Raw genomic sequence first — 20,015 nt, forward strand, 5'->3', positions numbered from 1 at the left:
AACGCTCTTCCTGGGAAGAGGCAAGCAGGTTGCGCCCGACCATCGCTGATATGATGGTATCTCTTTCCTTCTCCCCTTGTGGGAGAAGGTGGATCGGCGCGCAGCGCCGAGACGGAAGAGGGGTGCTGGACGGAGTGCGTCGGTGCCAAGCTGGAACACCCCTCATCCGACCTCGCGGAGCCTGTCCTCGGGCTTGCCGGAGGCAAGACCCGTGGGCGAGGCCACCTTCTCCCACAAGGGGAGAAGGAAAAGCGCATGCGCAGCCGCGATCGGTGCCGAGTCGGCAGCGTGCCCCATAGGATTTCGGAGCAGCGAGACCCCGCAACGCGCGAGACGCCGAGTGCCGCTGACGTTCAGCTGCGGTATTGTTCGTCGCTGACTTTCTCCAGCCATTCGACCGGCTTGCCATCAAGCGATTCCTGGATAGCGAGATGCGTCATCGCCGTGGTCGCAGACGCGCCGTGCCAATGCTTCACGCCAGGCGGAATCCAGACGACGTCACCTGGTCGGATCTCTTCGACTGGCGCGCCTTCGCGCTGGACCCGGCCGAGACCGGCCGTGATGATCAGCGTCTGGCCGAGTGGGTGCGTGTGCCACGCGGTGCGGGCGCCAGGCTCGAACGTGACGCTGGCGCCACCAACGCGCGCCGGCTCGGGCGCCTGGAAGAGCGCATCGATGTGCACGGCGCCAGTAAAGGAATCGGCCGGCCCGGGGCCGGACGGCTGTGATCCAACTCGGGTGATCTTCATTGTCTCATTCCTTCCTTGAACAGAGGCTGCGCCAACCTGGCCTGCTGCAGCGACAGCGGCGAAAGCACTTGTCGCGGCAAGGACGTCTCTGCGGGTGATGATCATGTCTCAAGCCCCTTCGTTTTCGACGAGGTGGATCAGAGCAGCTTGTCCGGCGTGATCGGCAGTTCGCGGATGCGCTTTCCGGTAGCGTGGAAAATGGCATTGGCGATCGCCGGCGCGACGCCGACCAGCGCGATCTCGCCGAGGCCCTTCACGCCGAGCGGGTTCACGTGCGGGTCGTGCTCATCGACGAAGATCACGTCCATGACAGGCGGCGCGTCGGCGTGCACCGGCACGGCGTATTCGGCGAGATTGGCATTGGTGACGCGCCCGTTGCGGGGGTCGACAATCGAGTGCTCCATGAGGGCCATGCCGATGCCGCCGATCATCCCGCCGATGCACTGGCTGCGGGCGATCTTCGGGTTGACGACGCGGCCGGCGCCATAGGCGCCGACCATGCGCCGCACGCGCGTCTCGCCGAGATCGGGATCGACGGCCACCTCCACGAACACGGCGCCAAAGGCGTGCATGGAAAACCGCTTCGTCTCATCTCCGGGAGCGACGTCGGCCGTTGCCTCGATGACTTGGCCGAGACGCTCCATGGCCTCTTCGAGATCGTTGGCGCCGGCGCGTCCCAGCGCGTCGTCGCGCGCCTTGCGGCAAGCCGCCTGCACCGCACTGCCGACGCTCGCCATGGTCATGGAACCGCCGTGGATAGGGGCGCGCGGCAGGCGGGTGTCGCCAAGCGTGAACTTGACCCGCTCGATCGGCAGGCCCAGCGTGTCCGCCGCGACCTGCGTCATCGATGTCCATGTGCCGGGTCCCATGTCGCTTGCTGCGCTCATCACGTCGGCAGTGCCGTCCGGCAAGAGCCGGGCCATGGCCGAGGCGGGTGCATAGTTCATCGGATAGGTGGCGCTGGCCATGCCCCAGCCAATCAGCGAGCGCCCGTCGCGCATGGAGCGCGGCGCGGCGTTCCTTTGTGCCCACCCGAAACGCTCGGCGGCGGCCCGGTAGCACTCTTTCGTCGATCGGCTCGAGAACGGGAGATCCCTAAATTCGTCCCGGTCCGGCTCGTTGCGCAACCGCAGTTCGACGGGATCCATGTTCAGCGCGACCGCCAACTCGTCCATGGCCGATTCCAGGGCATACATGCCGCTCGCCTCACCGGGCGCGCGCATGTAGGTCGGCGTGTGGACGTTCATCGGCGCGATGCGATGGCGCGTGTGGACGTTCGGGCAGGAGTGCAGGAACCGGGTCGCGCTGAGCAGCGCCTCGGTGAACTCCTCGTAGGTCGAGGTCTCCTGGTGGCCCTCGTGCCGGATGGCCTGGAGCTGGCCGTCACGGGAGGCGCCAAGCGCGGCCCGCTGCACCGTGTGAGGACGGAAGCCGACGCCGTAATACATTTCGCGCCGCGACAGCACCAGCTTGACTGGCCGTCCGGCTACACGGGCGCCCAGCGCGGCGAGCGTGACATGCGGCCAGCAGCGCAGCGCCGAACCAAACGCGCCGCCGACGAAGGGCGAGATGACACGCACGTTCTCGGCAGCGATGCCGAACACGGCGGCGATCTCCTCGGCGACGTTGTGCACCCACTGTGTCTTGTCCCACAGGGTCAGGCTGCCGCCCTGCCATGAGGCAATGGTGGCGAACATCTCTATCGGATTGTGGTTCTCGCGCGGGATCACATAGGTCTGGTCGACCCGGAATTCCGCTTGTTCGAAGGCGCTGTCGGGTCGGCCTCGCCGTATCTCCCACTCCGCCGGTTTCCCGGTAGGCAGAACTGGATCGACGCTTTCCATGTCGGTGGCCGCCGCTTCATTCCGGTAGGTGATCCGCACGACCTCCGCCGCGTAAACCGCCTGTTCAAGCGTCTCGGCGACCACCAGCGCGATCGGCTGGCCCTGGTGAGTCACTCGGTCGTCCTGCAGCACATGCAGGCGCTCGCCAACGGCTGCGTCGGGGAGGCCCTTATGCGGCTGGTAGGCGAGCCTGGGCGCGTTGCTGTGCGTCACAACCGCGATTACGCCGGGCGCCCGTTCGGCCTCCGCCGTGTCGATGGATGCAATGCGGCCGTTCGCGACAATGCTCCTGACGACGGCGGCATGGACGAGGTTGGGTACCTCGAACTCGGCGGCATAGGTCGCGGCGCCGGTAACTTTCAGGCGGCCATCGACGCGGCTGACGGATTTTCCGATCAAGGCAGCAGTCATGCGCGTGCTCCCGCGATTTCGACCGCACGCACGATGGCGCGCTGCATGAGTTCGATCTTGAAACCGTTGTCGCCGCGACCCCGTGTGCCGTCTGCTGCGAGCGCCGCCGCCTGGCGGAGCACCGCTGGCTCGAAGTCGGCGCCCTCGAGAGCGGTCTCGACGTTCGGCAGGCGCCAGGGTTTCGTTCCAACGCCGCCGAGCGCTACGCGGGCCTGCCGGATGCGAGCGCCGTCCGTCTCGATTGCGACCGCGGCCGAGACCACGGCGAACTCGAAGGAGGCGCGATCGCGTACCTTGAGATAGTGAGACCGCAGTCCTGCCGCCCTCGCCGGGACCGTGATCGCGGTGATCACTTCGCCCGGTTCCAAAACGGTTTCGAGGTGCGGCGTATCGCGGGGAAGGCGATGGAGATCGGAGAGCGGCACGGAACGGTCACCGCCAGTTCCTCGGAGCTCGACCGACGCATCGAGCGCCACCAGGGCAACCGCTTGGTCCGACGGGTGAACGGCGATACAGTTGTCGCTCGTGCCGAGCACTGCGTGCCAGCGGTTCTCGCCGTCCAGGGCGGCGCAGCCGGAGCCAGGCACGCGCTTGTTGCATGCCTCGTAGCCGACATCGCGAAAGTAGGGACAGCGCGTGCGCTGAAGCAGATTGCCGCCCATGGTCGCCTGGTTGCGGACCTGCGGGCTCGCCGAATTCAGCAGCGCCTGGGATATCAGAGGGAACTGCTCGACCACAGCTTGATGGGCGGCCACCTCCGCCATCGTGGCGGCGGCGCCAAGCCTCAGGCCTTGCGGACCGATCTCGATGCCGTCGTCGAGAACTCCCGCGAGGCTCACAAGCCGATCCGGTCGGCGGACATTCTCCTGCAGAAGCTGCACCATGTCGGTGCCGCCGGCGATGTATTCGACCGGCGCATCATTGCGGCCGGCCTGGGCGCCGAGGGCGAGGACAGCGGAAAGGTCGCGCGGACGTTCGAGCACAAAGGGATGCATGGCTCAGCCCTCCTGCGTCGAGTTGGACACGGCAGCCGCGTCCTGGATGGCCGCGACGATATGGTCGTAGGCGCCGCAACGGCACAGATTGCCGCTCATCCATTCGCGGATCTCCTGTGGCGACCCGGCATGGCCTTCGCTGATGCAGGCGACGCCGGCCATGATCTGCCCCGACGTGCAATAGCCGCACTGGAAGGCATCGCGCTCGATGAAGGACGCCTGCAACGGGTGGAGCTCATCGCCCTGCGCCAATCCTTCGATGGTTTTGATTTCGCGGCCCTGAGCGAGCGCGGCGAGCGAGAGGCACGCCTTCACGCGCATGCCATCCATCAACACCGTGCAGGCGCCGCATTGGCCGAGGCCGCAGCCCTTCTTCGAGCCCGTCAGATGCAGGTGCTCGCGCAGCGCATCCAGCAGCGTCGTGCGCGGGTCGAGCGAAAGCCGGTGCTCCGTCCCGTTGATGCGCAGCGACACATCGAGCGGCGCCGTCGCGGCGCCGGCAGCCTGGGCCAGCGCCGGAGATATAGCTCCGGGCACGAATTGTTCTCCTAAAAGAGCACCGCCAGTCACAGCAGCCGCTTGCATGAGCTCCCGGCGCGTTATGTCCGAACTGGCTGTCGAAGTTCTTTGGCTATCAGACATGTCGATTGTCGCTTTCGTGATGATCCGCCAATTCGCGGCCCAAGATATGGATGGCCCCGGCCCGAAGACACGCTGGGTGCGTGTGCGACGCTAAAAGCTTAGGGCGCTTGAGGCGCCTTGATTAGCGCCCGCTCCCCGATAGGACCTATCGGTCGGGGCCATGAATGGCAGCGGTGCGAATGAACTGCCGCCGGTTCTTCCTTCATCGTGTTTGCCCAGCCGGGTTCGCGCCGCCGTTCGGGAAATTTGCGGGGGCTGTCGGCAATCGCGATCGATTGAGTGTGTGCAGTTCGCTCGATTAGTCCGTATAATCCGCACAAACTTATGGGGCGGAGCCATAAATGCAGCGCGGACGAACCGATATGCTTCTGGCGTTTCTGGCGGTTGCGCGGGAGGGCAGCTTCACGCGCGCCGCTGCGCAGCTCGGAATTTCGCAGTCCACGCTCAGCCACACGGTCCGCGATCTGGAAGAGCGGCTGGGCATTCGGCTGCTGACGAGAACGACCCGCAGCGTTTCACCTACAGAGGCCGGCGAGCGGCTGCTGCGCAATATCGGCCCGCGCTTTGAGGAGATCGAGGCCGAGGTCGAGGCGTTGAGCGAATTGCGGGAGAAGCCCGCCGGCACCATTCGGCTCACGGCAAGCGATCACGCGTTCAACGCCGTCATCTGGCCGAAGCTGGCGAAGCTCCTACCGGACTATCCCGAAGTCACCGTCGAGGTCTTCCTCGACAACGCACTGACGGATATTGCTGCCGAACGGTTCGACGCGGGCGTGCGAATGGGAGAGCGTGTTGCAAAAGACATGATCGCGGTGCGCGTCGGACCGGACATCCGCTTCGCCGTCGTCGGGACGCAGTCGTATTTCGCCAGGCGGCCGCCGCCAACGACGCCGCAGGAGCTGACCGACCACGTTTGCATCAACCAGCGCTTTTCCATCAATGGCGGGCTTTGGGCCTGGGATTTCGAGCGCGATGGTCGCGAGCTGAAGGTGCGGGTGGACGGCCAGATCGTCCTCAATGGCACCCTCGAGATTCTCGAGGCGGCGCTGGCTGGTTTCGGCCTCGCCTATGTGCCGGAGGATGTCGCGGAGCGTCATCTGGAAAGCGGCCGCCTGATGCGGGTGCTTAAGGAGTGGTCCCCGCCCTGGCCGGGATACCACCTCTACTATCCAAGCCGTCGCCAAGCGTCGCCGGCTTTCGCCCTGCTCGTCGATGCGCTCCGCTTCTCGGGTTGAGGCAATGCAGTCCTGTTGAGATCCAATGGGGCCGTGACATCCGCCGAGGAATGCGGCGGCCCAGAATAAAAGCGCCCTGTAGCGATCCTTTGCGCCCCCTCTGTCCTGCCGGACATCTCCCCACAAGGAGGGAGATTGGCCTTCATCAATGATTTTCGCCAACCACAAACCTTGCAGAAGGGACGCTGTCCGCGAAGCTGCCGATCTCCCCCCAAGTGGGGGAGATGTCCGGCAGGACAGAGGGGGGCGCTGTCCGTCGGCGATCAAAGGTTCTGCACCGCAGCAACGCTCCGAGGTAGCGGCATGGATCCCAGGGTCTTCGCCGCGTCGCTGCGCTCTTTGCTTCGCCCTAGGATGACGAATGCATGATGGCCTGTGGCTAATCCCCAGCGTCAGAGATGACGGCTGCGGGAAAAGCCGCCAAAAACCCGGCCATGCCGCCAACGCCTGACAGCGCAGCTAGGATGAGGCCGAGCGGAACCGGGTCCATGCCCGGTCGAACCAGGCCGACGTCCCCGCCTATCGCCACAACGGAGAGGCAGGCGAGGCCACGATGATTTCGGGCCAGCCGGGGCAAGCGGGTGCGGCATTTGCGTGAATCGGAAACTGTTCGCGACATTGCAGGGGCTTCTCTGCAGGACGAGGATGGCGAGGGCCGGCAAACGGATCGATCCCGACGCTCACCGAAATGCTCGCCATCCCGGCCCGGATCAGCCTTCGCTCGGCACCGGCGTGTTGAGCAGCTGCTGCTCCCACAGGTACGCCATGCCGCTGCCGGCCATGTGATCCTTGAGGAGCTCGATCAATGCAGGCAGGGTCTCGGCCCTCGTGTAGTCGCGCTGCCATTCGCACGCGAGCGCCATCCACGTCATCATGTTGCAGCCGGCCGCGATCATGCGCTGGATCGCCACCTCATGGGCTTCAACCGACACGCCGCCGCAGGCGTCCGTGATGACCGTGACGTCCCATCCTTCGCCGGCAGCCTGGATCGCCGGCATCGCGACGCAGATCTCCGTGAACAGACCGGCGATGATCAACTGCTTGCGGCCGGTCTTCTTGACCGCGTCGACGACCTTCTGGTCTTCCCAGGTGTTGATAAGCATCCGGTCGATCACCTCCTGGCCAGGGAAGACGTCGGTGATCTGCGGAAAGATGAGCCCGCCTCGGTCAGCGAGCACGCTCGTGAGGATGGTCGGTACGCTAAATGCCTTGGCAGCCTTCGCCAGACCCGCAGCATTGTTGACCGCCATATGCGGGTCGTGGCTGTTCAGGTTCGTGAGCTGGTAAGGCTGGTGGTCGATCAGAACGAGTACCGAGTCTTCGGGACGAAGAAGCGAATCAAGGCCGTTACGGGGGGTCATCAAGACTTCCTTTCTCTGCCGTTGTGGGCGGCAATGGGTTCACGCGGAGACATGCGCCGGCGGGCGACGTTGCCTTGGCGCAATTTGCTGTTCCTTTGGGTGATGGGGTAGTGCAATAGTCAGGCAAGCCGTGTCGCGAAATGAGGAACGTCGATTGGACATCGAAGATCTACAGACATTTGTCGCAGTGGCCGATGCAAGGGGCGTATCGGCCGCAGCGCGCCGGCTCGGCGTCTCCAAATCGATCGTCAGTCGGCGACTCTTCCGGATAGAAGCAGAGCTTGGCGTCCAGCTGCTTGCACGAACGACCCGCGGCGCCGCGCTCACCGAAGCGGGAACCACTTTCAGGGATCATGCGGCCCGGGCGAGCGCCGAGATCGACACGGCCAGGGAAACGATTCTCCCGACCGGTGAGCTGCGCGGCCGCCTGAGGGTTGCCATGCCGCTTACTTTCGGCGCGACCCACTTCGCCCCCGTGCTCGCGGAAATGGCGCGTCTGCACCCGAAACTTCACATCCATACTTCCTACAGCGATCGCTTCGTCGATCTCATCGCAGAGGGTTTCGATTGCGCGATCCGGGGCGCCTACCTTCACGACTCCAACCTGGTCGCGAAGCGCGTCGGGCCGATCCATGGAAAGCTTGTCGCGAGCCCGGATTACATCAAGGCGCACGGGTCACCCGAGTCTCCGGACGAACTCGTCACCCATCAGGCCCTCATGCAGGGAACAGAAGCCTGGCAGTTCATGGATGGCGACAAGATTGTTACGGTCCAGCCGCAGGGCAGGTTCAAGGCTGACAGCGCCACGGCGCTTGCCGCCGCCGCAGTGGCAGGTCTCGGCATCGCCTGGCTCCCCGATTGCATCACGCATGAATATGTGGCCTCCGGCGCGCTGGTCCCGATCATGACACGCTATCCGGTACCTCCGGGGGCCGCATATGTCGTCCGCCCGCCGGGTCAGCATCCCACGCGGAAAGTGCGGGTGCTCACCGAGTTGCTGATCGAGTATTTCAAACAGAACCCGGATCTTTGGGGAGTTGATCGTTAGAACGCGAACGGTTCAAAGCATTGTCAAGGAACCGTGTTCGACGGTCGCACTACTGCGAGCCGTCGCGTTCGGCGACATCGCCCGCACGTTCCACTTGCTGCGACACAGCTAGACGTATCACAGGACTAGTTGGGCAGACGGTCGCTCGCCAGTTTAGGCATTTGTCGGCCGAAAGCGCTCTTCCCGCTCGCGGTTCGGATTAGTCGAAATCGGGCATTCGCATCGGCAAGGGCGAGGCTGTCTGGACGGCCTAAGTGAGGATGACGCGCATGAGTTGGAACCCAGCAATCGAACCGGGCGGCGGCGCAACGCTCAGCGGACCGCGCTATATCTGGTGGAACTCGTCGCCTCCTCGAAGGACCGCATCGAAGAAGCGAAGGCCGAATGGCGCGCCGAGGGCTGGGGGCAAGGGATGTTTCGATCTCCCGATCGATGACCGAGATGAGCACATTCCGTACCGGACTGACCGGCGCTAAGAATGACCGGCGCTAGAACGAGGTCGCCTGGGTGCACGGACCCGGGCGGTTCAGACGAGATGACGCGTCGCGTGCCGGATATGTTTCTGAATGGAGAAAGCACAATGAGCAACAAGTGGCCCCACCTGGATTACCTCGGCTGGCGCGAGACGTGTTCGGCCCTGCATCTCTATTTGCAGATCGCCGGGAAATATCGCCTTGCTCATACCCCGTGGCTCAACCATTCCTGGAACGCGACCTTCTATGTCACGCCGCTCGGCCTGACCTCCTCGCCTATCCCCGACGGCCCGGGCATCGAGATCCTCTTCGACCTTCGGAACCACATGGTTGTCGGCGCATGCGGCAATGGTCGCATGGCATCGTTTGCGCTCGGGCCATCCACAGTCGCGGCGTTCCACGCGAATTTCGTGCAGTTGATTTCCGAACTTGGAGGCACGCCGACCTTTAACGGCAATCCGAACGAGGTGCCCAATCCCGTGCCGTTCACCGAAGATCATCGCGACCGGCCCTATGACCGGGAAGCAGTTCAGCGCTTCCATCACGCATCGGTGGCGGTCGACAGGGTATTCAATCGGTTCCGGACCTCCTTTCTTGGCAAGTCCAGTCCCGTTCACCTGTTCTGGGGCAGTTTTGACCTGGCCGTCACCCGCTTTTCAGGGCGGCGCGCGCCTCTCCACCCCGGCGGCATTCCTTCATTGCCCAACGATGTGGCACAGGAAGCCTACGACCGCGAGGTCTGCTCAGCAGGTTTCTGGCCCGGCGGTGGCGGCATCGATTATCCCGCCTTCTACGCCTACGCCTATCCGGCGCCGAGTGGCTTCCGGGGCGCCTCGGTGCGGCCCGAGGGCGCGTTTTGGCATGAGGGCCTATCGGAATTCATCCTGCCGTACGATGCCGTTCAGTCGGCTGCAAATCCCGACGCGGCGCTTATGGAGTTTCTCGTCTCGACCTACGACGCTGCGGCCGATCTCGGAAGATGGGACCGCGACCTACTGGACTGCATGCCGGGGCGGCGGGGTCAGGCGCGGCCGCATGACGCCGAGCAGCCGGGCCCTGCCTCTCCCTTGACCGTCGAAAAGGTCGAGCGGGAGGATACCGCATCGAAGGGACGCTACCGGATGCTCGTCGACGGCATCGAAGCTGAGATGACCTATAGCCGGGCCGGCGAAGGGTTGATCATCATCGACCATACCGAAGTTCCAGCGGCGTTGCGCGGGCGCAAGGTCGGCGAGCGACTGGTACGCCAGGCGGTCGAGGATGCCCGGCGCGAAGGGGTCGCCATCATTCCGCTTTGTCCGTTCGCAAAAGCGCAGATCGACCGTCATCTCGAATGGCAGGACGTGCTGCGTCGGTCATAGGCTGCTCGTAACTTCCTCCACCCGCCAACGTATCGGCGTGGAATGGCAAAAATTGGCGCGCCCAAATGGATGAAACTGGGCACCGCTATATGATTGAAGTCGCTCTGTAAAAACTGTCAGGCGGATTCAGGAGCCTTGGCCTTTGCGAGGTCCTGCAGGAACTCTTCCATCAGCGGCCTGTCACCGAACCGGCGGTAAGCGCGCTCTGCTTCCAGCGAGAATGCCGGATGCGCCTCGACCAGCTTTGCCATCGTCTGCTGGGCTGCCTCGATGTCGCCGCCCCCGCTCTGCAAAGCGGCCTGAATCAGAAGGCAGTTTGCATCACGCGGCGCCCGGATCAGGCACTCTTCTATGACGGCGGAAGCCTCATCGCGGCGGTCAGCCGCGTAGAGCGCCTGCCCGTGCACATAGGCGTAGTACTCGGGCGCCATAGGATGAAGGCGGCGGGCCCGCTCTGCGTTGGCGACGGCATCATCATATTCCCCGAAGCGAACCTGCGCCTTTGCAAGCGCCATCATGCTGTCGGGATCGTTAGGGTTGAGCTCCACAGCGCGCCGTGCGGCCTGCAAGCCGCCTGAATAGTCGCCCTGCAGGGCAAGCCCGAAGCTGATGACCTGATAGCCAAGGCCAAGATTGGGGTCGAGACGGACCGCCTGCCGAGCTTCGCTAAGCCCAAGATGGAGTTCCGGCGCGTTTTCCCGGCCGTCACCGCTCTGCGCCACGCTGGCGATAAAGGTCAGCGCGAGGCCCGCGCGGGCGGCCGCATAGGACGGGTCCATTTCAAGGGCGCGCTGGTAGAGGCCCCGCGCCTCCAGAATGTCCTGCGGGTCATCGCCGCCGTGCCGGTAGCGGTTGCGGGCCTGCAGCACGAGGTCATAGGCCTGCAGGTTGTCGGTCGGGCGTTCCGCTGCCGCCGCCGCCTCGCTCCTGCCGATATAGGGCGCGATCTGCGCGACGATTTCGGTGGTCAGCTCGCTCTGGACGGTGAACACGTCGGCGACCTGCCGGTCAAAACTGCGCGACCACAGATGCGCGCCTGTCTTTACGTCGATCAGCTGCGCCGACACGCGAAGCTGGTCGCCTTCACGGCGGGCGCTGCCTTCAACCACATAATCAACGCCGAGCTTCGCCCCGAGCTTGCGCACGTCCGTACCCTGCCCGTGCACGGCGTAGGTGGAATCGCGCGCGATGACCTGCAGCTCTGAATTGCGGGCAAGGGCTGTCGTCACATCCTCGGCCAGTCCGTCCGCGAAATACGATTGCTCGCCGCTGCCGCTCATCGCGGCAAAAGGCATGACCGCCACTGACGGCCGGGGGTCTGAGCGGCTCTGGTCCATCGACAAGACCCCCGGGATGCGGCTGACCATGGCTGCCAGGGGGAGCGGCTGGATTTGGGTGCCGATGAGGATGAGGGCTATGGCGGCTACGCCATAAGACCAGCGGGCGGCGGTGCTGCGCAGCACCTGCGGCACGTGCCGCCATGGCGACCACGCAGAGCCCGCGCGCCTTACGCGGTAGACGTTGAGAAGTTCGGGAATGTTCTTGGCCCGCCTGCGGCCGATGCGGACGAACCTGTCCGCGCTGTTGCGGTCGGCCGCCATCACCACGGCGCCGCTGACGAATATCTGCCCCGGATCGCACATGGCCTCAAGACGGGCGGCCACATTGACGCCGTCGCCGTATACGTCGCCGTCATCTTCGATGACATCGCCAAGATTGATGCCGATGCGCAGCTCGAACGGGCCCTTGTCGAAGCCTTCCTGTATGGCCAGCGCCGCATCAACCGCTTCGTTGACGCTTGGAAACATGGCGAGAAAGCCGTCTCCCGCCGTCTTGACGATGCGCCCGCCATGGCGGGCAGTGGTCGGGTCAATGAGCTCATCAAAAACAGCGCGCAGCTTCGTGTAGGTGGAAGCCTCGTTTTCAGCCATCAGCAGGCTGTAGCCGACGATATCGGCGGCCATGATTGCCGCGAGCTTGCGTTCCATCAGCATTATTCCTGAGCGGCGGCCCTGCAGGGACTATTACTAGTGACACTTAAGACGACGCACGCTTCAAGATTAGACCCATAATCCCGAATAGGCTTATCATACAGCTCACAAATGCGTGACCATTTTAGCCTATACCGTTCTGACCTTCGTCAGCCATCATCCGCTTCGCGCGGAGCCGTCCCCGCATCCGAAGCGGCGTTGGGCATGCTGGTCAGGCAATTATTGCGCCTACGCTTGTCGGGCGCCGGGTAGGCAAGGGACGTTATCCGCGGCAGTGTCGCCACCGCGAATAACTCCTGAGCTTACGGGATTGCAGGCCGCGAGGCCGGATTCGGTCTGATGCTTGCGGATGTGGCCGTCAGGCCCGACGCCCGAACAGGTCGGCGTATCGCTGCAGGTAGAGCGGCCAGCCTTGATCGGCGGCGACACCATCGCGCACGCTTTCCCAGCCGGCGCCGTGGCGCTCCAGTTTGCGATGCTCGAGATCCAGGCGGGTCCGATTAGCCGTCTCGGCAGTGAAGCGGACTTCCCACTCGCTGGCCTTGTTCGGATCGGTCTCCAACCGCCATTGCGGGCTGATGTCCCAACTGAGCAGCACACGGTGCGGCGGCTCACAAGCCAGCACGCGCGCCCAGCGGCACTCGCTGCCGTCGACGCCGCGATCATAAATATGGCCGCCGACGCGCGGCTCGAACACGGTCTCGGCAATCGGCACGGCGAGCAGATTGTGCTCCCTGGGTTTGAACTTGCCAAAATCCTCCGTGAAGACCTCGAAGGCGCGCTCGATCGGCGCCTCGACCACGATCGAGTGCCTTACCAAGGTGTCTGCTGCTTGCGTGTTCATTTTTCACTCCTTTCGCGGTTGTTCGACAGCTTGCTTGAAGGCAGCGAGCGTCTTCATCCAGAACCGGTCGAGCTCTGTGCGAAGCGCCGCCAGCCCGTCGGGTTCGACGCGGTAGATGCGGTGCTTGCCGTCCGGCGTGGCAGCCACGAGCCCTGCCTCTTTCAACACCTTCAGATGCTGCGAGACCGCCGACCGGCTCACCGGCAGGGCACGCGCCAACTCGGTAACCGAACGCGGATGCTCGACCAAGAGTTCGAAGATCGTGCGCCTGGTGGGGTCGCCCAGGGCGGTCCAGCTGTTGTTGTTCACGTTAGTCACCACTAACGCGTTAGCACGGACTAACGTGATGTGTCAACCTTGCTACGGCAAAAAGGACTGAGTGAGGGGGACTTTGAAGTTGAAGTCGATCAAGCCTCGACAGCTAAGCCCGCGTCACGCCACTCGGGCAGGCCATCTTCCATGCGGCGTGCGCGGAAGCCGTGCTCACGCAGCAATGCGACCGCCTCGAATGACATCACGCACCACGGACCGCGGCAGTAGGCGACAATCTCGGGCTTCGCCGCGAGGTCGGACAACCGCTGTTCCAGTTGGCCGAGGGGGACGTTGATCGCGCCGGGCAGATGTCCGAGCGCAAACTCATCGGGCGGTCGGACGTCGATGACTGTAACGAGCCCGTCTTTCATTCGCGCGGCCAGTTCTTCCCGGGACACGGGCTCCATATCGTCGCGCCGGTCGAAATAGCCCCTCACGATGCGTTCGACCTCGGCCGAATGCCGCTCGGCAACGACTCGAATGGAGGCGAAGGCGGCAAGTACGCTTTCATCTGCGAGCCGGTAGTTGACGAACTTGCCATCGCGCTCTGACGTCACGAGTCCGGCGCGGCGCATCGCCTGGAGATGCTGCGAGACATTCGCCACCGGACGCGCAAACTTGGCGGCCAAGGCTTCCACGCTGCGCGGACCCTGCGCGAGTTGCTCGATCAGTTCCAGCCTCTGCGGATTGCCCAGAGCCTTCGCGACAACCGCGAACTGCTGGTAAAGTGCCTGCTTCGGATTGCGGATTGACATCAGGGTAGCAGCCACGCTAGTTCATTCAACATAATTATTGAATGATACGTATCACACGGCCCCCGAGGAGACAAGTCCGTGGCCGAGAAGCCCCTTCTATCCCTTAGCAGCCTTGGCTCCGGCTCTGACGGCTGCCGAACGGGATAGATGTAGTGATGGCCGCACGCACCCGAGCCATCAATGCCGGTGCCGCATGACAACGATCGCGGCGCCAGCAGTGAGCCTCGGTCTCAAGGCCAACTGGCGGCAGTTCGCGCTGCTTGTGCTTATCAATGCATTCGTCGGCGGCATGGTCGGCATCGAACGCACCGTCGTGCCGTTGATCGGCTCAGAGGAATTCGGGCTCGCCTCGACCACGCTGGTCGTCTCCTTCATCGTCAGCTTCGGCGTCGTCAAGGCGCTGGCCAACCTTGTCTCCGGACAGTTCGCCGACAAATGGGGGCGCAAGCGCGTGCTGGTTCTCGGCTGGCTGTTCGGCCTGCCGGTGCCCTTCATGATCATTTGGGCGCCAGACTGGAACTGGGTCATCGCCGCCAACGCGCTGCTTGGCATCAGCCAGGGCTTCGCCTGGTCGATGACCGTCATCGTGAAGGTCGACCTTGTCGGCCCGAAGGGGCGTGGCCTCGCCCTAGGGCTCAACGAGTTTGCCGGTTACCTCGCAGTCGGGATCACCGCCTTTCTCACCGGCTATCTCGCCAGCCGCTACGGTCTGCGACCAATCCCCATCTATCTCGGCGTCGGCTACGCAGTTTTGGGCACGGTGCTCTCGATCCTGCTCGTGCGCGACACGCGCGATCATGTGCGTGCGGAACTGGCGAACCATCCGCGCGAGGCATCACCCCTTTCCTTCCGCGAGGTCTTTGCGTTGACCTCCTTTCGGGATCGCAACCTCTTTGCCGCTTCGCAGGCCGGGCTGGTGAACAACCTCAATGACGGCATGAGCTGGGGCATCTTTCCGCTCTTCTTCGCAGCCGGCGGGCTCGGTGTGGAACGCATCGGCATTCTGAAGGCCGTCTATCCCGTCACCTGGGGCGTGCTGCAGGTCGTGACGGGACCGCTCAGCGACCGCTGGGGCCGCAAGGGCCTGATCGTCGCCGGCATGTGGGTGCAGGCGGCGGGGCTCTTTCTCACGGCGCTGAGCGCGAATTTCGGCTGGTGGCTGGTGGGGAGCCTCCTGCTAGGACTTGGCACCGCGATGGTCTATCCGAGCCTGATCGCCGCGGTATCAGATGCGTCGCATCCTTCATGGCGCGCCCGCTCACTCAGCGCCTACCGCTTCTGGCGCGATCTCGGCTACGCGATCGGTGCGCTGTCGGCGGGACTGATCGCCGACTTCTTCGGCCTGGCGTGGGCGATTGCCTCGATCGCTGCCCTCACTTTCCTATCCGGTACCGTGGTCGCTTTCATGATGCGCGAAGGTCATGCCGGACGAAGCAGTTGAACGTCGCCTCGGATGCGTCCGCCTCCGCCGCGCCAGCGTCGGGTTCCTGACGCTGCCACTCGCGCGAAATCACACGAAAAAGCATCCGGCCGTTCAAACCGTTTCAAAAACCGATTTGAAACGGTGTCGCGCCGCTAACTGATTGAGATTATTGGCGCGCCCGAAGAGATTCGAACTCCTGACCCCCAGATTCGTAGTCTGGTGCTCTATCCAGCTGAGCTACGGGCGCGCAACAGGCCATGCTTTGCATGGCCCGCGATCCGATCCTTGACGACCGGCCGCGATGTGACGTGTTCCCTAGCGACTGAATTTCCGAAAAGCAAGCCGATCCGGCAAAAGTTTTGCTGTTGTGCCTTGACGAGGATCGGGCGGGCGAGGATCAGGCGGGACGGCGCAGGCCGTTGCGGGCCTGGTCGAGCCGGACCGGCTGGTCGGGAATGGTGACCGCGAATGTGGTGCGGCCGCCTCTGCTTTCGACAAGCTCCACCGTGCCGCCATGGGCGCGGATCAGTTCATAGGCGATTGCCAGGCCAAGGCCGGTGCCACCGCTGCGGGCCGAGCCGCGGAACGCCGCAAACAAATTCTCGCGCGCCTTCGGCGGCAGCCCGGGGCCGGTGTCGGTGACGGTGATGCGGCTGACGCTGCCGACGCGCTCGGCCGACACCGACAACCGACGCACCACCGCGCTTTCCGCGTCCGCCGCCATCGCCTGGACGGCATTGCGGCAAAGATTGGTGAGCACGCGAAAAAGCTGATCGGAATCGGCATCGACCTCGAAAGCCAGATCGACGGCATTGACGAATTCGATGCCGCCTTCGGTGTCGAGCAGGCCGTGGACGTCATCGACCAGCTGGCGCAGCCTGAGCCTGCGGCGCGAGGGCGGCGGCTCCTGGGTGCGGCCATAGGCAAGCACACCTTCCGAATAGGATACGGCACGATCGAGCGCGCGCAGCAGTTTTGGCGCGAAGGCCTGCACGGTCGGGTCCTTGACCTGGCGCAGACGGTCCGACATCAGCTGCGCCGACGCCAGGATATTGCGCATGTCATGGTTGATCTTCGACACGGCGAGGCCAAGGTCGGCGAGATGCTTCTGCTCGGAGAGCATCTTTTGCAGCCGCTCCTGCATCTGCGAGAGCTCGCGCTCGGCAACGCCGATTTCGTCGGCGCGGGCAGCAGGGCGGATGATCCGCCCGGGGTCGTCGGGAGCCTCGGAGAAGGCCAGCATCGAGCGCGTCATCGTCCGTATCGGGCCGATCATGATCAGGTCTATGGCGGCATAGACCAGCATGGCGGTGAACAGCGAGATCAGCAGCGAGACGAAGGCGACGTTGCGCGAATAGATGAGCATGGCATTGCGCAGGCTGTAGTCGGGCATGATCAGCTCGAATTCCTTGTCGCTGTCGCCGACCGGCCCGAAAACGCGCAGCATCCGCTCGCCGCCGAACAACAGCGTGTCCAAGGCGCCGGTCATGCCCTCGATCAGGCCGACATTGGCAATGTCGATATGCTCGTCGACGTGCGGCGGCATCTCAGCCACCACCAGAAGCCGCGAGACACCGCCGTCGCGCACGGCGATCGCCTTGGCGCCGATCGCCATCAGCACATCGTTCTGGGCAGCGCGCGACAGCGAGGCGGGCTCTCCCTGCACCAGCACGATCGAGACGGCCGCAGCAGTGCTCAGCCTCTCTTTCAGCCAGCTCAGCCGGTAGCTGGCGATCCAGGGCAGAAAGATGAGGACCTCGGCCAGGAGCACGAAGACGATGGTGAGCAGCAGGAGCTTTGTCGACAATCCACGCGACAACGGCACCCTGCGGGCGGCTGCGGTCGCCCGATCGGTGCTTTCGTCCGCGGATGGGATTTCACTCATGCTGCTTTTTCACGATCACTTGATCGGCCAAGATTAGGCCATTGCGGCTTTTTTGCCAATTTCATCCTTCGTCCCAATCAGGGATAAGACCGCCCAGACCTCGGCCACACGCCAGCCGTTGGCCCGCGGCGCCGGAATGTCGAGGCCGGATTGACTTCCAAAACCCTTCTTTCTATAAGCCCGCTCACGCTCGGGCCATTCGTCCCGGCGCGGTTTCGATCGCGCCAAAGCCGGCCGGGCAAAGCTCCTGTTACAGAGTGACAGAATCAAGAAGGGCCGCACCCCGCGGTATTAAAACAAATGAAGCGTACCTACCAACCGTCCAAACTCGTCCGCAAACGCCGGCATGGTTTTCGTGCCCGCATGGCCACCAAGGGTGGTCGTGGCGTCGTCGCAGCCCGCCGCAACCGCGGCCGCAAGCGGCTCAGCGCCTGAACGGAAGACGAGATCGTTGCCCGCAACCGGCAAGCCAGTGGGAGCACATCCCAAGCGGCTTCTGAAGCGCGCGGAATTCCTGGCCGTCCGGCGTGGCGAAAAGCGCCGCGGGCGGCTTTTTCTCGTCGAGGTTCTCGACCGCAGCGACGCAGCGGCGCCTCGCGTCGGCTACACGGTCACCAAGAAGGTCGGCAACGCAGTCGTCCGCAACCGCATCCGGCGGCGGCTGAGAGAAGCCGTGCGTACGCATGCCGCGGATGACATGAAGCCAGGCAATGACTATGTCATCGTCGGGCGCGAAGATGTGCTTGCCATTCCGTTCGGTCAGTTGAAGGCCGAACTCTCACGCCGACTGCGCGGAACACGATAGGCCAAGGCTTTCGATGGAAAACAACCGGAACTTCTTCATCACCATCGCGCTGTCGGTGCTGATCCTGTCGCTTTGGCAGTATTTTTACGTGCTGCCGCACAGCGAGGCGCAACGCGAGGCAGCCCGTATCGAAGAGCAGCGGATTGCGGAGCAGAAGAAGGCGGCCGAAGCCGCCAGTCCGGGCGGCAGCGAAACGCCGGTGCCGCAGCAAGGCGCCATTCCTAATGCACCCAATGCACCGGGAACCGACGGCACGACGCTGGCCAGCCGCGAGCAGGCGCTGGCGTCGACGAAGCGCGTCAGGATCGACACGCCGAGCCTGGAGGGCTCGATCAATCTCGCCGGCGCCCGTCTCGACGACCTGAAGCTCAAGCACTACAGGCTGACGGTCGACAAGAACTCGCCCGAGATCGAACTGCTCAACCCGGCGGCGCTGCCTACGGGCTACTATGCCGAGATCGGCTTTATCGGCAGCGACAAGACCGGCACGGTGCCGGGCCCGGAAACCGTGTGGACCGTCGACGGCAATGCGACGCTGACCCCGGCGACCCCGGTCACGCTGACTTTCACCAACGACAAGGGCCTGACCTTCAAGCGCACCTTCTCCGTCGACGGCGACTACATGTTCACCGTGTCGGACACGGTGCAGAATTCGGGGTCGGCCGCCGTTACCCTGTCGAATTACGGCCGTGTCACCCGCTTCGACAAGCCTGCCGTTGCCAGCATCTATGTGCTGCATGAGGGGCTGATCGGCGTCACCGGCACGGAAGGCCTGCAGGAACACACATATTCGTCGATCGAGGAGGACAAGCAGTTCACGCCGAGCAAGTCGACCGATGGCTGGCTGGGCATAACCGACAAATACTGGGCGGTGACGCTGGTGCCGACCGAGAAGCAGCAGTTCCAGCCGCGTTACGCCTATTTCGAGGACGGCCGACCGCGCTACCAGGCCGACTTCCTGACCGACCCGATCACCGTCGATGCCGGCCAGTCGGCGACGGTTGAGAGCGAAATCTTCGCCGGCGCCAAGGAAGTGGCCAAGGTCAACGCCTATGCCGAAGACCGCAACATCAGGCTGTTCGACCGCTTGATCGACTGGGGATGGTTCATCTGGATCACCAAGCCGATGTTCTATCTGATCGACACGATGTACAAATTCTTCGGCAATTTCGGCCTGGCCATCCTGGCCACCACCGTCGTCGTCAAAGCCGCCTTCTATCCGCTCGCCAACAAGTCCTACGCGTCGATGGCGAACATGAAGAAGGTGCAGCCCAAGATGCTCGAGATCCGCGAGAAATACGCGGACGACAAGATGAAGCAGCAACAGGCGATGATGGAGCTCTACAAGACCGAGAAGATCAATCCGCTCGCCGGCTGCTGGCCGGTGGCGCTGCAGATCCCGGTCTTCTTTGCGCTCTACAAGGTGCTCTACATCACCATCGAGATGCGGCACGCACCGTTCTTCGGCTGGATTCAGGATCTGGCGGCGCCCGATCCGACCTCGATCTTCAACCTGTTCGGCCTCATCCCGATCGCGCTGCCGGATATGTTGATGATCGGCGTCTGGCCACTGATCATGGGCCTGACCATGTTCCTGCAGATGCGCATGAACCCGACGCCGCCGGACCCGACGCAGGCCATGATCTTCACCTGGATGCCGGTGGTCTTCACGTTCATGATGGCGGGTTTTCCGGCCGGCCTCGTCATCTACTGGGCCTGGAACAATCTGCTTTCGATCATCCAGCAAGGCGTGATCATGAAGCGGCAGGGCGCCAAGATCGAATTGTGGGACAATCTGGTCGCACTGTTCCGGAAGAAACCGTCGCCGGCGGAATAGACGGCGCTGCCTGCCGAATCCAGGAAAGCCCGGCGCGGCGGTAG

The 20,015-nt window shown here is 63.8% G+C and carries 17 protein-coding genes, 1 tRNA gene and 1 pseudogene; 8 read left to right on the forward strand and 11 right to left on the reverse strand.

The features are described from left to right. Positions 1-353 precede the first annotated feature (353 nt). The 4 genes from AC0L18_RS28005 to AC0L18_RS28020 form a co-directional block, all read right to left on the reverse strand. Positions 354-749, reverse strand: coding sequence for a (R)-mandelonitrile lyase (locus AC0L18_RS28005; RefSeq protein WP_473495088.1), 396 nt, complete (start codon positions 747-749; stop codon positions 354-356). A gap of 137 nt (positions 750-886) precedes the next feature. Further along, entirely contained in the window at positions 887-3,004 is a 2,118-nt protein-coding gene (locus AC0L18_RS28010) for a xanthine dehydrogenase family protein molybdopterin-binding subunit (protein WP_473495089.1), read from the reverse strand. Next, positions 3,001-3,999, reverse strand: coding sequence for an FAD binding domain-containing protein (locus AC0L18_RS28015; protein WP_473495090.1), 999 nt, complete (start codon positions 3,997-3,999; stop codon positions 3,001-3,003). Before AC0L18_RS28015 ends, AC0L18_RS28010 begins: the two co-directional genes overlap by 4 nt. 3 nt (positions 4,000-4,002) lie before the next feature. After that, complete coding sequence (locus AC0L18_RS28020) at positions 4,003-4,641, reverse strand: (2Fe-2S)-binding protein (RefSeq protein ID WP_027152089.1); 639 nt, start codon at positions 4,639-4,641, stop codon at positions 4,003-4,005. A gap of 341 nt (positions 4,642-4,982) precedes the next feature. Here AC0L18_RS28020 and AC0L18_RS28025 point away from each other — a divergent pair, with 341 nt between their 5' ends. Continuing rightward, positions 4,983-5,876: a LysR family transcriptional regulator gene (locus AC0L18_RS28025; RefSeq protein WP_473495091.1), complete on the forward strand. Its 894-nt coding sequence runs from the start codon at positions 4,983-4,985 to the stop codon at positions 5,874-5,876. 710 nt (positions 5,877-6,586) lie between these two features. On the opposite strand, the gene AC0L18_RS28030 is transcribed toward AC0L18_RS28025, so the two are convergent. Beyond that, positions 6,587-7,237, reverse strand: a complete 651-nt coding sequence (locus AC0L18_RS28030) for a hydrolase (protein WP_473495092.1) — start codon at positions 7,235-7,237, stop codon at positions 6,587-6,589. Positions 7,238-7,391: 154 nt separating this feature from the next. Between AC0L18_RS28030 and AC0L18_RS28035 the strand changes: the two genes are divergently transcribed. From AC0L18_RS28035 to AC0L18_RS28045, 3 genes and pseudogenes are all read left to right on the forward strand, one after another. Beyond that, complete coding sequence (locus tag AC0L18_RS28035; protein ID WP_473495093.1) at positions 7,392-8,285, forward strand: LysR family transcriptional regulator; 894 nt, start codon at positions 7,392-7,394, stop codon at positions 8,283-8,285. 299 nt (positions 8,286-8,584) lie between these two features. Then, positions 8,585-8,761: pseudogene (locus tag AC0L18_RS28040) on the forward strand (pirin-like C-terminal cupin domain-containing protein); the annotation flags it as partial. A gap of 104 nt (positions 8,762-8,865) precedes the next feature. Then, complete coding sequence (locus AC0L18_RS28045; protein WP_473495094.1) at positions 8,866-10,119, forward strand: DUF5996 family protein; 1,254 nt, start codon at positions 8,866-8,868, stop codon at positions 10,117-10,119. A 116-nt stretch (positions 10,120-10,235) separates the two neighbouring features. Here the strand turns inward: AC0L18_RS28045 and AC0L18_RS28050 are convergent, their stop codons facing one another. The 4 genes from AC0L18_RS28050 to AC0L18_RS28065 form a co-directional block, all read right to left on the reverse strand. Then, positions 10,236-12,107, reverse strand: a complete 1,872-nt coding sequence (locus AC0L18_RS28050; RefSeq protein WP_473495095.1) for an adenylate/guanylate cyclase domain-containing protein — start codon at positions 12,105-12,107, stop codon at positions 10,236-10,238. A 361-nt stretch (positions 12,108-12,468) separates the two neighbouring features. Next, on the reverse strand, positions 12,469-12,954 hold the full coding sequence (locus AC0L18_RS28055; RefSeq protein WP_473495096.1) for an SRPBCC family protein: 486 nt from the start codon (positions 12,952-12,954) through the stop codon (positions 12,469-12,471). 3 nt (positions 12,955-12,957) lie between these two features. Beyond that, on the reverse strand, positions 12,958-13,263 hold the full coding sequence (locus AC0L18_RS28060; RefSeq protein WP_473495097.1) for an ArsR/SmtB family transcription factor: 306 nt from the start codon (positions 13,261-13,263) through the stop codon (positions 12,958-12,960). Between the two features lie 98 nt (positions 13,264-13,361). Beyond that, the gene (locus AC0L18_RS28065; RefSeq protein WP_473495098.1) at positions 13,362-14,021 is read right to left on the reverse strand and encodes an ArsR/SmtB family transcription factor; all 660 of its coding nucleotides are present in this window, start codon (positions 14,019-14,021) and stop codon (positions 13,362-13,364) included. Positions 14,022-14,214: 193 nt separating this feature from the next. On the opposite strand from AC0L18_RS28065, the gene AC0L18_RS28070 reads away from it, so the two are divergent. Continuing rightward, on the forward strand, positions 14,215-15,462 hold the full coding sequence (locus tag AC0L18_RS28070; RefSeq protein ID WP_473495099.1) for an MFS transporter: 1,248 nt from the start codon (positions 14,215-14,217) through the stop codon (positions 15,460-15,462). Positions 15,463-15,614: 152 nt separating this feature from the next. Here AC0L18_RS28070 and AC0L18_RS28075 read toward each other — a convergent pair. Both AC0L18_RS28075 and AC0L18_RS28080 read right to left on the reverse strand, forming a co-directional pair. Beyond that, positions 15,615-15,691 (reverse strand) — tRNA-Arg (locus tag AC0L18_RS28075). Positions 15,692-15,841: 150 nt separating this feature from the next. After that, a complete protein-coding gene (locus AC0L18_RS28080) occupies positions 15,842-17,329 on the reverse strand; it encodes an ATP-binding protein (protein ID WP_091596434.1) in 1,488 nt (495 codons plus the stop codon). 300 nt (positions 17,330-17,629) lie between these two features. Here AC0L18_RS28080 and rpmH point away from each other — a divergent pair, with 300 nt between their 5' ends. The 3 genes from rpmH to yidC are packed head-to-tail and all read left to right on the forward strand — an operon-like array spanning position 17,630 to position 19,971. Continuing rightward, a complete protein-coding gene (rpmH, locus tag AC0L18_RS28085) occupies positions 17,630-17,764 on the forward strand; it encodes a 50S ribosomal protein L34 (RefSeq protein WP_008833937.1) in 135 nt (44 codons plus the stop codon). 16 nt (positions 17,765-17,780) lie between these two features. Further along, on the forward strand, positions 17,781-18,134 hold the full coding sequence (gene rnpA, locus AC0L18_RS28090; protein ID WP_128175793.1) for a ribonuclease P protein component: 354 nt from the start codon (positions 17,781-17,783) through the stop codon (positions 18,132-18,134). 13 nt (positions 18,135-18,147) lie between these two features. Further along, a complete protein-coding gene (gene yidC / locus AC0L18_RS28095; RefSeq protein ID WP_287220359.1) occupies positions 18,148-19,971 on the forward strand; it encodes a membrane protein insertase YidC in 1,824 nt (607 codons plus the stop codon). Positions 19,972-20,015 lie beyond the last annotated feature (44 nt).

This window comes from Mesorhizobium sp. WSM4819 (assembly GCF_055811215.1).

Bases quoted from the DNA above. Each gene is read 5' to 3' on its own strand.
- AC0L18_RS28005 (WP_473495088.1), bottom strand. From the start codon at position 749: ATGAAGATCACCCGAGTTGGATCACAGCCGTCCGGCCCCGGGCCGGCC.
- AC0L18_RS28010 (WP_473495089.1), bottom strand. From the start codon at position 3,004: ATGACTGCTGCCTTGATCGGAAAATCCGTCAGCCGCGTCGATGGCCGC.
- AC0L18_RS28015 (WP_473495090.1), bottom strand. From the start codon at position 3,999: ATGCATCCCTTTGTGCTCGAACGTCCGCGCGACCTTTCCGCTGTCCTC.
- AC0L18_RS28020 (WP_027152089.1), bottom strand. From the start codon at position 4,641: ATGTCTGATAGCCAAAGAACTTCGACAGCCAGTTCGGACATAACGCGC.
- AC0L18_RS28025 (WP_473495091.1), top strand. From the start codon at position 4,983: ATGCAGCGCGGACGAACCGATATGCTTCTGGCGTTTCTGGCGGTTGCG.
- AC0L18_RS28030 (WP_473495092.1), bottom strand. From the start codon at position 7,237: ATGACCCCCCGTAACGGCCTTGATTCGCTTCTTCGTCCCGAAGACTCG.
- AC0L18_RS28045 (WP_473495094.1), top strand. From the start codon at position 8,866: ATGAGCAACAAGTGGCCCCACCTGGATTACCTCGGCTGGCGCGAGACG.
- AC0L18_RS28050 (WP_473495095.1), bottom strand. From the start codon at position 12,107: ATGGAACGCAAGCTCGCGGCAATCATGGCCGCCGATATCGTCGGCTAC.
- AC0L18_RS28055 (WP_473495096.1), bottom strand. From the start codon at position 12,954: ATGAACACGCAAGCAGCAGACACCTTGGTAAGGCACTCGATCGTGGTC.
- AC0L18_RS28065 (WP_473495098.1), bottom strand. From the start codon at position 14,021: ATGTCAATCCGCAATCCGAAGCAGGCACTTTACCAGCAGTTCGCGGTT.
- AC0L18_RS28070 (WP_473495099.1), top strand. From the start codon at position 14,215: ATGACAACGATCGCGGCGCCAGCAGTGAGCCTCGGTCTCAAGGCCAAC.
- AC0L18_RS28080 (WP_091596434.1), bottom strand. From the start codon at position 17,329: ATGAGTGAAATCCCATCCGCGGACGAAAGCACCGATCGGGCGACCGCA.
- rpmH (WP_008833937.1), top strand. From the start codon at position 17,630: ATGAAGCGTACCTACCAACCGTCCAAACTCGTCCGCAAACGCCGGCAT.
- yidC (WP_287220359.1), top strand. From the start codon at position 18,148: ATGGAAAACAACCGGAACTTCTTCATCACCATCGCGCTGTCGGTGCTG.